This is a genomic window from Halorubellus salinus (assembly GCF_020567525.1).
GTDB classification, from domain to species: domain Archaea; phylum Halobacteriota; class Halobacteria; order Halobacteriales; family Natrialbaceae; genus Halorubellus; species Halorubellus salinus.
In genome coordinates, this window is record NZ_JAJCVI010000001.1 from 20,600 (window position 1) to 33,560 (window position 12,961).

8 protein-coding genes are annotated in these 12,961 nt (G+C 63.1%); 3 read left to right on the plus strand and 5 right to left on the minus strand.

Annotation, left to right across the window (positions count from 1 at the left end; genetic code table 11):
• Positions 1–177: 177 nt before the first annotated feature.
• The 3 genes from LI336_RS00110 (at position 178) to LI336_RS00120 (ending at position 8,207) form a co-directional block, all read left to right on the plus strand.
• Positions 178–3,651, plus strand: coding sequence for a methyl-accepting chemotaxis protein (locus LI336_RS00110; protein ID WP_227130588.1), 3,474 nt, complete (start codon positions 178–180; stop codon positions 3,649–3,651).
• 163 nt (positions 3,652–3,814) lie between these two features.
• Complete coding sequence (locus LI336_RS00115) at positions 3,815–7,258, plus strand: PKD domain-containing protein (protein ID WP_227130589.1); 3,444 nt, start codon at positions 3,815–3,817, stop codon at positions 7,256–7,258.
• Positions 7,251–8,207, plus strand: coding sequence for a hypothetical protein (locus LI336_RS00120; protein WP_227130590.1), 957 nt, complete (start codon positions 7,251–7,253; stop codon positions 8,205–8,207). The genes LI336_RS00115 and LI336_RS00120 overlap by 8 nt, the downstream gene beginning before the upstream one ends.
• On the opposite strand, the gene LI336_RS00125 is transcribed toward LI336_RS00120, so the two are convergent.
• From LI336_RS00125 to LI336_RS00145, 5 genes are all read right to left on the minus strand, one after another.
• Positions 8,204–8,434, minus strand: coding sequence for a SelT/SelW/SelH family protein (locus LI336_RS00125; protein ID WP_227130591.1), 231 nt, complete (start codon positions 8,432–8,434; stop codon positions 8,204–8,206). The two genes, LI336_RS00120 and LI336_RS00125, sit on opposite strands and share 4 nt — an antisense overlap.
• A gap of 33 nt (positions 8,435–8,467) precedes the next feature.
• Entirely contained in the window at positions 8,468–9,262 is a 795-nt protein-coding gene (surE, locus tag LI336_RS00130) for a 5'/3'-nucleotidase SurE (RefSeq protein WP_227130592.1), read from the minus strand.
• A gap of 108 nt (positions 9,263–9,370) precedes the next feature.
• On the minus strand, positions 9,371–10,807 hold the full coding sequence (locus tag LI336_RS00135) for a small ribosomal subunit Rsm22 family protein (RefSeq protein ID WP_227130593.1): 1,437 nt from the start codon (positions 10,805–10,807) through the stop codon (positions 9,371–9,373).
• Positions 10,808–10,889: 82 nt separating this feature from the next.
• A complete protein-coding gene (locus tag LI336_RS00140; RefSeq protein WP_227130594.1) occupies positions 10,890–11,687 on the minus strand; it encodes a prephenate dehydrogenase/arogenate dehydrogenase family protein in 798 nt (265 codons plus the stop codon).
• Positions 11,688–11,753: 66 nt separating this feature from the next.
• Entirely contained in the window at positions 11,754–12,935 is a 1,182-nt protein-coding gene (locus tag LI336_RS00145) for a M24 family metallopeptidase (protein WP_227130595.1), read from the minus strand.
• Positions 12,936–12,961 lie beyond the last annotated feature (26 nt).

Genomic DNA, 12,961 nt, shown 5'->3' on the forward strand with positions numbered 1-12,961 from the left:
ACAAGCCTGCTAAGGTTTTCATGGGTGATAACGGCCGGAGGGATTTTATAGCCCAAAGGCCACCCTTGTGCACATATGCTGGGCCCGTTGCGAACAGTTACACCGAACTTTATCCGCAGAAGTTATGCGTTAAAATTCGGCATCGCGCTTCTGTTGATGGGAGTGGTCGTGGGGGCAGTGGGGGTTGGCGCCACGACACAGATCACCGACGAAGTCCGGACGTCAGTCAACGGCGGACTGGACAACGTCGCGAACCAACAAGCACAGAACCTCGTGTCCTGGCACGAGAAGAACCAAGCGATCATCACCTCGCTCGTCCAATCCGAGGGAATCAACAACGCACAAAACGACGACGAAGTCGACGACATCCTCGGTAATCGCGTATCGGACTTCTCGAACGGGATGCGCGTCCACTTCGTCGACACGAGTTCCGGCACCGTCAACGCGTCCTCCACGACGCAGTACGACGGAAAGCGACTGAGCGAACTCGACGAACCCTGGGCGACCCAGAACATCTCCGGGACCCAAGGCGCAGTCACTGAACTCTACACCATCGACTACCGCCTCACCGACCAGAACGAGAGCGCGCTCGCGTACACGCACTCGCTCCCCGGTCGCTCGAACCTCGTCGTGGTGTACGTCGTGAACACCGACAGCTTCAGTGACACCCTCACGCAGGGGTCCGGACAGTTCACGACCGTCTACGACGAAAACAGCGGGAACGTCGCCTTCTCCAGCGAGAGCGAGCTCGTCGGCGCACAGTACGACAACCAGGACGTCGTCGCGGGCGTCACGTCGAACGCCACGACGAAAACCGGCAACCACGTCCTCGAACTGGGCATCCCGAGCGGGAACCTCGCCGAGTTCGTCCCCAACGACTACGACGACGAGGGGTACGTCGTCAGTTACTCGCAGGTCGACGCGCAGGGCCCGAACTGGTACGTGCTCACGCACACGCCCGAGAGCGAAGCGTACGGGTTCGTGGAGACCGTCAACCAGTACGGGCTGTTCGCGACGCTCGGGTCCATCGCAGTGATGCTCCTCATCGGGATGATCATCGGTCGGAACACCGCGTCGTCCATCGACCGGTTGACCTCGAAGACCTCCCAGATGGAGCAGGGGAACCTCAACGTCGACTTCGAGACCAAACGCATCGACAGCATCGGTCGGCTCTACGACGGGTTCGCGGAGATGCGTGACGCCCTCCGGAACCAGATCCAGGAGGCGCGGGACGCTCGCGAGGAAGCCGAGCTCGCTCGCGCCGAAGCCGAACAGATGAACCGGCACCTCGAGCGGAAGGCCGACGAGTACGCGGACGTCATGCAGGCGTGTGCTGCCGGTGACCTCACGCAGCGTCTCGACGGCGAATCCGAGAGCGACGCGATGGTCGAGATCGCCGAGGAGTTCAACGAGATGATCGCGGAGATCGAGCGCACGACCGCGCACCTGAAGAACTTCGCGAACGAGGTCGCCACCTCCAGTGAGGAGGTCACGGCGTCCAGCGAGGAGGTTCGGTCCGCGAGCGAACAGGTCACGGAGTCCATCCAGGAGATTTCCGACGGCGCGGAACGCCAGAACGACAGCCTTCAGGACGTCAGTCAGGAGATGAGCGGGTTGTCGACGACGATCGAGGAGATCGCGTCCTCGTCGAACGAGGTCGCGGACCTCGCAGAGCGCACCGCCGAGACCGGCCGCGACGGTCGCGACGCCGCCGAGGAGGCGATCGACCGCATGAGTCAGCTCGAGGACGAGCGCGAGGTCGTCACCGACCAGATGGGCCAGCTCGAGGACGAGATGGCGCAGATCGACGAGCTCATCGACTTCATTACGGAGATCGCCGAGCAGACGAACATGCTCGCGCTGAACGCGAACATCGAGGCTGCGCGGTCCGGCGAGTCCGGGGAAGGGTTCTCCGTCGTCGCGGGCGAGGTCAAGGACCTCGCCGAGGAGACCAAGGACGCTGCGGAGGACATCGAGAAACGCCTCGAGCGTATCCAGGACCAGACGAAGCAGTCCGTTCGCGGTGTCGAAGCGGCGAGCGAGCAGATCGCGGCGACGACCGAAGCAGTCGAGGATACGGTCGAAGCGCTCGACGAGATTGCGGGGTACGCCCAGGAGACGAACACGGGCGTCCAGGAGATCTCGGCGGCGACCGAAGAGCAGGCGGCCTCGACGGAGGAGGTCGTCGCGATGGTCGACGATGCGGCGACGATCAGCGAGGAGACGACCGCGGAGGCGGAGAACGTCGCTGCGGCGGCCGAGGAGCAGACGACTGCACTGACGGAGGTGTCTCGGAGCGCGAGCGACCTGGCGAATCAGGCGTCGCGGCTGTCCGAGGCGCTCGACCGCTTCGACACGGAGACCGACGAGGCAGGGGCGTTGGACATGGACGAGTCCGACCTGCTCGCGGACACGCAGACGGACGTGGACGTCGAAGCGGATGCGGCCGCGGCAGTCGGCGAACTCAGCGGCGACGCGACGGACGCATCCGAACTCGGATCGACGGACGAGGACGCCGAGGACACGACCACGGAGCGCGAGCCTGCGTCCGCTGAACCGTCCGCGAACGCTGGAGGCGCCTTCGACGACCTCTCGGACGGCCCCGGGGCCGAGTCCGAAGACGCCGACGCCGCAGGTGGCGTCGGCGGCGGTGACCCGCTCGGCGACCTCCCGGACGAACCCGCCGGCGACGGGTCCGACGCGGACCACTCCGAGTCCGGGCTCGGAACGCCCGCAACGTTCGAAGACGAGGACGACGCGTTCGACGCCGACGACGACGCGTTCGACGCCGACGACGAGACGTTCGATGCTGACGGCGAAGCGTTCGACGCCGGCGACGACGCGCCCTCGTTCGAGGAGACCCTCGACGACCCGCTGGCGGACGAACCGGACGCGGAAGCCGAATCGGACGTGGACGAGACGGTGCACGACGACGCCCAGAACGACCTTGGGACCGACGCGTTCGACAGCAGCGACTTCGGTGGCGCGGACAGCGTCGAAGGCAGCGAGACCGACGACACCGGCGACCTCGGAGAGACCACCGGCGCGAACGACCTTGACCTCGGGACTCCGAGTGCCGAGGAGACCCCGACGGAACCCGTCGAGGAGTCCGAAACGACGACCGACGTCGACGAACCCGAAGGGACGACCGACGTCGACGAACCCGAAGGGACGGCTGACGTCGACGAGTCCGATTCGACGGCGGACGTCGACGATTCGCCGTGGAACCCGTCGGAGGCCAGCGAACCCGACGGTTCGGACACCAACGACGAACCGGAGTCCGGCGACTCGCTCGACGAGGATGTCGAGGACGCGCTGCGCTTCGACGAGGACCCGCTGGCCGACGACGACAGCGTCACCGGCGACGAACCTGACGACGTCGAATCAGGCGAGGACGCCGGTTCGATCGACGACGGCGAGGTCTCAGACGACGACCCGCTCGCTGGTGCCAGCGACCTCGACTTCGGGAGTGACGGCGACGCCATCACCGACGACGCAGGCGACGTCGACGCGGACGACAGTTCGAACGACGACGAGTCCGAAAGTGACGACCAGTCCGACGCAACCGACGACACCGACGACGACGAGGACGACGCGGACGACATGTTCTCTTTCGCCCAGGGCAACCCCGACAACGACGACGACGACTGAGCAGAGTCCATCCGCGGACTCGAACTGATTCTTCGAACTTTCGCCGTCACATCGGCTCCCAGTCAGTTTCGATAGTCCTTCCACCGATTCACGTCACCATACTGGATAGAAGCCAGTAAGTTCCGTGGATTTATACCGCGTAACGAATCTATTTCCGAGACAGATGGTCTGGAATCTTGTGGTGGCGTTCCTCCTGATCACCACGCCGACACTCCCCGCTGCCCATCACCCGACCCCGAACGAACCTCCGATCGCCGACGCTGGACTCGACCAGCGCGTCACCGCAGGCAGTACCGTCCTCCTCGACGCCACCGGGAGCCGCGACCCCGACGGAACCATCGAGGAATACACGTGGCGCATCGACACACCCGACGGGAACACGATCGAGCCCGGGTGCACGAACTGCGAACGCACCCGCTTCCGTGCCGCGAACAACGGGACGTACAACGTCTCACTGACCGTGACCGACGACGACGGAGCCACGCAAACCGACTACCTCTACGTCACCGTCACACCGGACGACCCCCCGACCGTGAACGTTACCGGGCCACGCCGAACGACGACCGAGACACCCACGACCTTCCAGGCGAACGTCACCGCCGGAAGTGAACCCGTCCAGGACATCACCTGGCGCATCAACGAGACCACCATCCAGGTCGATAACACGACGACGGTCACGAGAGCCTTCGAAGACCCCGGAGAACAATCCATCACCGTCATCGTGACAGACGAGATCGGACGGACGACCACCGATACCCTCCAAGTCACAGTCAACGCAGCGAACGCGACACCCCCACCCGGAGACGGGAACGGCTCCGACCCTACGGATCCGGCGAACGGGCCCGACTCCACGGACCCAGCGAACGGAAGCGACCCTGAACCGATCATCACACCCTCGCCCGGGGCAGGGAATGGCTCGTTGCCTGGAGACGGAACGTCGAACACCTCAGTTGGCACGCTCGCCAGCCAGTTCGACCCGACCGTCACCGGCCCGCAGCTCGTGAAAGGCGACCGTCCACTCGAAGCGTCCTACGGTATCGCGTCCAACGCCCACCCACAGAACGTCAGTAGCATCGAATGGATCGTCAACGGTAACCCACAGACGACCAGCCCAGGCATCGACGCCACCTGGACAGCGGGACGCCACTCACTCGAGGCGAAAGTCACGTACGCGGACGACTCGACCGTCACAGCAACGTTCAGCGACGGCAGTACCGACGTCATCGCAGACCCTGCACCCACCCCGATACTCGACGACCCCACCGTCGAAAGCAGCGTCATCACAGGTGGCTTCGAGGTCCGCGACGGCTACGGCAACCTCGAAGACGTCACCGTCACCGTCGGCGACGGGAACGACTTCCACCTCGGCTATCCACCGATGCGACGACTGCAACCCGAACAGGTCAGAGACCGCTACCGATTCGAGAACCTCACCGCGAACCAAACCTACACCGTCACACTAACAGCAACCGACAACCGCGGCCAGACACGAACCACGAGCCACACCCTCAACACGTCTCCCGGACCCGAAATCATCTCCATCGGTTTCCCAGACACACCCGTCGACTCCTATCACCCACGAATCGACGCAGATCGCTATACCGCAACTCACGTCGTCAAGATCGACCTCAACGGGTACGAATCCTCACAAATTTCTACTAACACGGAACCCAACACATCCGACACCATAGATCTGAATGCGAGGCGTCAGTCGTATAACGAAGAGACAGATGTCCTTACCATAGAATCGGACTGGGCGGGCCATGTCCCTGATTCGTATTCAGTTAGCACAGACTTTTCAATTGATAACAGTCGTACGACCATCTTCGATTCCTCATTCACCGTCACGTCTAGCCCCCCCGAGCTTAGACTTACCTCTCCCACGGAGGGGACTAAGCGGTTAGTTCAGAACTGGGGAATGGTAATTGACGCGAGCCAATCCTTCGATCCCGACAATCACCAGATGAGGATAAACTGGCTAGACGGCGCAAAGCATGTTCAAAATAATGAATGGGTTGCAGAGCTGACTCCTACTGACACCGCTGGAGTTCGGATTATAGACGAAACGGGAGCCACAGCCGAAGAACTCGGCAGCTTTCTCCCGTATTATATTCCTCGGATTGTATCGAAGAAAACTACAAACACTGGACCGTACAATCGTAGTGAGGACGTCGTTATCGAGGTTCGGACTGATTCGTACGCTTTCACGAAGGACCCGAAGCGATACAATATCACGTTGGGGGCTCGGACGAATTCGAGTGCTGTCGAGATTCTCTCCGTGGAGAAGCGACAGATTCCGCCGAACGAGGTCGAAGGGAATAACGCGATCAAACATCGCTTGCATCGTTGGGTCACGACGGTCCGCGTGGAGGCGCAGGAATTGAACGAGGGTGAGAACTGGATAACGATGTACAACGTCGAGAATCCGGAACGAATCTACGTGTCTCAAGAGTTGGGAGATGTCGAACTCCGCTTCTCCGAGAAGGCACGGAATCTGTCGCTGGAACGCACAGCGTATCGCGTGAAGAACGAGAGCGGTAATCAACAGATCGAGATAACTGACCGAAGCAGGTACCGGAAACTTCTCCGCGACGGTTGGTCGTTCGAGAAGCGACGACAGTTCGTCGATTCGGTGTCGATCCAGCATCGAGAGCGTGAAACGTACACTGAGACGAAACGGAGAACGTTCAGTCAGGGTTCTAGCGCGAGGCAGTTCGCTGCGTCGAAGCCCGAATGGTCCTATGCAGGGAAGGAGCGATACGAGGAGACGAAGACGGTGGTCGTCTCGGAGTGGAAGCGGAAGGTCACGGAGGGAAGACCGACCGGACAGACGAGACGCGTCGTCTCCAATCCGAACGCCTACGTGACGCAACGCCAGTACCGGTACTGGACGACCAATCAAGTTACTGTCGAGAGGGACGTGACCAAGAAAGTCCCGGTGACTGTGACCGTCGAGAAGACTATTCAAGAGGAGGTCTGTCACCGCCGCATCGGGTGCTACGATCGCGAACGAACGATCTCTGTCAAGAAGACGAAGCAGGTCGAACGCACAGTAACCGTCAAGCGAGAGGTCACCCGGAGAGTCAAGCACCGGTACTGGGCGAAAGATGCGTTCGCGAACGGACATACTGCGACCGGGAACACTCGCCAGGTCCGCTCCGAACCCAAGAGATATCACACGGAGTACCTCGTGCAGATTCCGAAGGAACGCACCCAGACAAAGACTCGGCACTCGGTCTCGAAGACCGTACAGAAATCACGAGAAGAGTGGACTGCGTTCACCAACGTCTCGACGATCGTGCAGGCTCGAGGAATGGTGAAAGCCGAAGACATGCGAATCGGGAGCATCGAGAAGCATCGCAAGTGGGTTCTCACGAAGGAAAGGAATGTCACCGAGGTAGTCGAAACGTATGACGACGAATCGAACGTCCAAGTGACGTACGCCACGGTCAGCGGTACGCTCGTTTACGGGCCCGAACCAGATCAACACCGACGTTTCACGATCACCATCGAAATGACTGGACATGCGACGAAACAAGAACTGATCGAAGCAGCCAAAGCCCGAATCATTGGCTGCGAATCCGATACGGAGGACTGCAATGAATAAGACTTCTATCCTACTTGTCGGTCTTCTCGTGATTGCTGCCGTACCGACATCATCAGTAGCGGGTGGACAAATTAGCCCCGAGCAAGAGCTTGAACTGGCTCAAACCCCGTCAGCGGAAGGTATTATCGAACGGACGTTTAGGACTCGTGGAACAGAATACGTATTGCGGGTCAACGTATCTAACCATACCCTTCGTGTGAGTGCAGAGCACTTCGCCGACAACAAAACGAACGCTGCATATGCTGTCCAGCTCAATAATAATAGGCTAATTAGTCGAGGTTGGCGTGCTTCTGAAGGCGAAACCTCACAGTCTCAGGTCTACCTTCTAAACAAATATTATGCGGGGGATGTTCTCAGAAACATCACACTTTACACGCATGAGAAGGTTTTCAGCTTCACATACAATTTCACGGTGCCGAGAAAGCACAACGGCCGGTATCTACGTCCGACGGTTACGAATGTGGCGTTTGAGCAAGTCAACCGAACGCATGGGCGTGTCTTCGTCACTGCTCGTTCTGATACGAAGCATCACTATCCTGCGTACGCCCGAGTATGGACGCCGGACGTCGATGCGAAACTGCTGTACTTGCATTCTGGCGGAGGCGATAACAAGACGACTGAATCTCTAATCGTCCCGGTGGCTAAAGGAGAGAAGTTCGAGGGAGAAATCTGGATACATGCGGATGGATTGAACGAAACTGGTCCATTGCATGCGAAATGGGAGTTCTACGGTCGTCCTGGAAATGCGCACTTCAATCGTGTCCCGTTCGAGCCGATGAAATTGAACCGCGTCAGCGAGTACACGTACGTCAACGAGAGCGCGTCTGATAGCGGTCGGTTCGAGATGAGTGACCGTGAGTACAGGCGTGTGCTGGGTGGTATTGGTGTGGTGCTGTTGCTGATTGTGGTTGTTGGGGTCCTGTTGGGGCGGCGTCGGCGGCGCGTCTAGGTGTTGTTCCTGACGTCTCGCACGATCTGGTCGACGTTGTAGTCGTCGTCTGCGATGTCGAACACTTTCTGTTGGTCGACGGTGACGGTGAAGACGCCGTTGTCGCCGGGGACGAGCGTGATCTCGTCGATGGTTTCGCCGAGTGATTCGAGGATGACGTGTTGGACGTCTTCGGCGCGGTTCAGGTACCCGCAGGGGAGGCAGAACTCGATTTCGACGGTGGACATGTGTCGGGTGTTGTGTCGTGGGTCGGGTAAGCGTTATCGTCCGGTGTACGTGTTCGCGAGGGCGTCGAGGGCTTCGTGATGTTCGGTGGTGTGGGGGGCGGTGAGGGGGCTGACGCTGACGTTCCCGTTGACGATTGCGTGCCGGTCGGTGCCGGGTTCGTCGGGGAGGTCACCGTCGGCCATGCGTTCCCAGACGTGGTCGTGGAGGACGATTCGGCCGTCCTCGTGCGTGGCGTCCATGTGGTAGGAGTGCGAGGGGCGCGTGATCTCCATGTCCGCGGGGCCGTTCTCCGGGATCGGCGCGTTCAGGTTCAGGTAGTCGGCGTGGTCGAAGACGCCGGAGTCGATCGCGTGTTCGACGAGGTACGCGGTCGCTCGGGCGGCTTCGCGATAGTCGCGTTTCTCGGGTTGGACGTCGGAGAACTGGACGTCGTCGGGGATAGGGACGTAGAGGCTCGCTGCGATCGCTGGCAGGCCGAAGAAGGCGGCTTCGACGGCGGCGGAGACGGTCCCGGAGCGACCGAGGACGTAGTGGCCGAGGTTCGCGCCGCGGTTACAGCCAGCGACGACGAGGTCTGGGTCGTCGATGAACTCGGTGAGTCCGGCGACGACGCAGTCCGTCGGCGTGCCTTCGACGGCGTACCCGCGTTCGTGTTCGGTGAGTTCCGCGGTCGTACTCATGCTGCGGCCGACGGCGCTCTGGTCGGTGGCTGGGGCGACGACGGTGACGTCGCCGTGGTCGTCGAGGGCGTCGGCGAGCGCGTGGAGGCCGGGGCTTTCGATGCCGTCGTCGTTCGTGAGGAGGATGGAGCGTTCGGCGTCCGTCATGTCCCAGTCTGTGAGTGTGTGGTGTTTAAGCGTGCTGGTCGCGGGTGTCCTCGGTCGGTCCCTGTGGCCGGTGAATTAGCGTCTCAGTGTGCCCGGTGAGCTAGCGTCTCAGAGTGGGGCGGGGGCGTGGTCGACGGTGGTGTGTTCGTCGACGACGAGGTTGTACGCTTCTTCGTCGTCGTTCCAGAGGGCGAGGGCGCCGTCGAACGTGAGGAGGTCGCCGTAGTCGGCGCGCCGGAGGCCGTCGTTGAGTGCGGTCTCGTTCGTGAGGACGGCGTAGTGGTCGATGGTCTGGCTGCCGTCGCCGACCTTGTAGAGCGGGTTGGCGTCGTCGCGGTCGGTGAGGTCGTGGGAGAGTTTCACCGCGATGGCTTTGATGCGGTTGGGGACGTGCGTCTCGGTGTCAGCCATGCGGGCGTACTTGTTCGTGGTGGCGGTGACGTCGAGCCGTCGGGTAGTGTCTCGTCGGAGGATGCTGTAGGCGTACTGGACGTCGACGTTCACGAACTCGCCGGGTGCGTGGTCGGCGTCGGTCTCGGGGGTGGCGTCGTCGAGGCGCCGTTGGAAGTCGGGGACGTCGAGGTCGGGTTTCACGTCGAACGTCCACCCGCAGTCGCTGGGTTCGTGGCCGGGCCAGAGGCGGACGGTCGGCGAGTAGACGGTCGCGTTCGTCGATTCGACGACGGCACGTTCGGCGGTTCGGAGGCCGGTGGCGGTGTTCCGGTCGGCGGGGGCGAGTGCGAGGAGTGCGCCGTCGTCCGCGACCGCGTTCGTGTACGTCTCCATGACGGTTGCGGGGTCGGCGAGTTCGTTGAGGACGTTCGCGAACACGACGAGGTCCCAGTCTCGGCCCTCATCGGTGCGTGGGTCGAAGTATTCGGCGCGCTCGCGGTGGATGGTGGTGTGGAAGTTGTCGCCGGTCTCGTCGAGCATCGATTCGAGGACGTCCGCGTTCGCGCTCGGTTCGAGCGCGTGGTAGTCGACGAGTGCGTCGTTCGGGAGGTAGTCGTGGAGGCCGAGTGCGGGGCCGCCGACGCCGGCGCCGACGTCGAGCACGCGGAGGTCGTGGTCGAGCAGGTCTTTCTCGGTGAGGTCTCCGAGCACGTACTGGATGGCGGCGTAGAAGTCGGGGAGGTGATAGCAACCGTACGCGAGCGCGGCCTGCTCGTCGTACGTGACGTCGCGCTGGTGGTAGTAGTCGTCCTTCATCCGGCGGATGGTCTCGCGGAGCGCGTCGCCGCTGTCGCCGCGATGCCAGTCCGGGCCGTGTGCGGCGACGAGTTCGTCCTCGAACGCTCGCGCGTACCGGACGGGGAAGCGGTCCACGTCCACGCGGCGGTGGTCGACTGGGGCTTCGCTGACGGGGACGAACGTGCCGTCGGGTTGCTGGACGAGGCCGAGGTCGAGCGCTTCCTCGTGGAGGATTCGCTTCACGACCGCGGGATGGGGATGGCCGTCGACGTACTCGCAGATCTCCTCGGGGTCGATCGGGCGGACGTTCTGGAGGTACTTCGCGTTGTTCCGGATGGCGTCCCTATCTGTCATCGGTGGTCCGTGAGTCTGTCGTCGGTGGTCCGTCGTTCGTCGTCGGTGGTCCGTCGTTCGTCGTCGGTGGTCCGTGAATCTGTCATCGGTGGTCGGTGTCGTCGTCGTGGGCGCGTTCGCTGGCGTCGGCGAACGCGTCGAGGAAGGCGTCGTGGTCGGCGTCGGCGAGACGAGCGGCCGCGTCGGCGAGCGCCTGGCGTCCGGGAGCGTATCGGTCGGCGATGTCGGCGTAGACGCGTGGTTCCTGGCTCGTGACGTGCGCGGCGAGGTCGGCGAGCTCGCGCGACAGCGGCGTGTGGAACTCCTCGCGGACGTCGTCGGTGGCGAGCTGCCACGCGAGGATCGCGGCGTGCGTAGCGGCCTGTACTGACTCCATCGCCGTGTCGTGCTCGTCGACGGTCGTGTCGAAGACGTCGTTCCCGTTCGCGGCGAGCGATTCGCGGAGTGCGTCGGTGACGGGACCGCGCTGATCGTGGACCGCGGCGATGGTTCCGGGTGCGTTCTCGGGGGCGAACAGCGGGTGGAGGCTCAGTCGTTCGAGGTCGGGCGCGTGCTCGCGCATCGCGTTCACTGGCCCGCCCATCTCGCCTGCGACGTCGACGACCGCGCTGGTCGCGCGACTCGCCTGGCGAGCGATGACGTCTGCGGCGACGGTCATCGGGACCGCGACGCAGACGACGTCGAACCGCCGTCCGGCCGCGTCCGCATCAGCATCAGCGGCCGGGGTTTCCGGGTCTAACGGTGTCGTTTCGGCGTCGTCGACGGCTTCGGCTGCGCGGTCGGCCGCGGCGGGGTCGGCGTCCGCGAACGCGACGCGTGCGTCCACGAGGTCCCCGAACCAGCGACCCATCGTCCCGGCGCCGACGACGAGTACTCGCATCTGGACGCGAGTAGCCGACCGCGGGAGAAAAGCCGTTCGATACCGCCACTCGCCGACGTCAGGGACCTACTCGACCTCGAGCTCGATCGGGTAGTCGGTGAGGTTCTCGTAGCCGTCGTCGGTGACGACGACGATGTCCTCGATGCGGACGCCGCCGACGGCGGGGTCGTAGAGCCCGGGTTCGATGGTGATGACGTGCCCGGCTTCGAGTTCCTCGCCGTTCAGCGATATCGAGGGGGCTTCGTGGACGTCGAGGCCGACGCCGTGCCCGGTCGAGTGAATGAATCCGGTCTCGGTGTCGGGGTCGGTGAAGACGGTCGGGTGACCGGCGTCCTGGTAGACGTCGACGACCGCCTGGTTCACCGCTTCGCCGGTCGCACCGGCTTCGACCGCGTCCAGCGCCGCCTTGCGCGCCTCGTCGGTGACCGCGTGCCAGTCGCGCTGGGTGTCGGTCGCCTCGCCCTTCACGAACGTCCGCGTCATGTCCGCGTGGTACTTCGACGCTTTGCTCCGCGGGAAGATGTCGATGATGATGGTCTCACCGGCTTCGAGCGGGCCGCTCCCGCGGTCGTGGGGGTCGGCGGCGTCCGCGCCGCACGCGACGATGGTCTCGTCGAGTGCACAGCCCTCGCGGATGAGCGCCACCTCGATCTCCTCGGTGACGCGCTCGCTCGTCAACACGTCGCCGTCGTAGTGGAGGACGCCGTCCTCGACGGTCGCATCGCGGATGAGCGCCTCCGCTGCGGCCATCGCGTTCTCGTTGGCCTTCTGGGCTTCGCGTACGTACTCGAGTTCTTCGTCGGTCTTCACCGCACGGACGTCCGTGACGACGCCGTTCCCGGTCGACTCGGGGTCGACCGCGACGCCTTCCTCGCGGAGGCCGTCGGCGAGCCCTGCCGGGAACCCATGCTGTGTGGCGACGGACTCGACGCCGACGTCGGCGAGGAACTCCGAGACGACCTTCTGCTGGACGTTGTCCTGGCCGTACTCGGCTTGCTTCTCGCGGGGGTCGTACTCGGAGCGACGTCTCACGGTGTCGGCGCGCGCCTCCTTCTTCGCGCGACCGTACTCGAGCGACGACACGAGGATGGCGGTCTCGTCGGGCGTGTAGACGCCGACGAACGGGTCCGGGGCGCCGAAACCGGTCGTGTAGTAGAGGTCGGAGTTCGACTCGTCGTCGGCGAACGCGTACCCGTCGAGGTCGTGCTCGTCGAGGTACGCATCGAGCGCTGCGAAGTCCGGGTCCATGGGCGTACCCTCGGAACGGTCGGGCT

Bases quoted from the DNA above. Each gene is read 5' to 3' on its own strand.
- LI336_RS00115 (WP_227130589.1), top strand. From the start codon at position 3,815: ATGGTCTGGAATCTTGTGGTGGCGTTCCTCCTGATCACCACGCCGACA.
- LI336_RS00120 (WP_227130590.1), top strand. From the start codon at position 7,251: ATGAATAAGACTTCTATCCTACTTGTCGGTCTTCTCGTGATTGCTGCC.
- LI336_RS00125 (WP_227130591.1), bottom strand. From the start codon at position 8,434: ATGTCCACCGTCGAAATCGAGTTCTGCCTCCCCTGCGGGTACCTGAAC.
- surE (WP_227130592.1), bottom strand. From the start codon at position 9,262: ATGACGGACGCCGAACGCTCCATCCTCCTCACGAACGACGACGGCATC.
- LI336_RS00135 (WP_227130593.1), bottom strand. From the start codon at position 10,807: ATGACAGATAGGGACGCCATCCGGAACAACGCGAAGTACCTCCAGAAC.
- LI336_RS00140 (WP_227130594.1), bottom strand. From the start codon at position 11,687: ATGCGAGTACTCGTCGTCGGCGCCGGGACGATGGGTCGCTGGTTCGGG.
- LI336_RS00145 (WP_227130595.1), bottom strand. From the start codon at position 12,935: ATGGACCCGGACTTCGCAGCGCTCGATGCGTACCTCGACGAGCACGAC.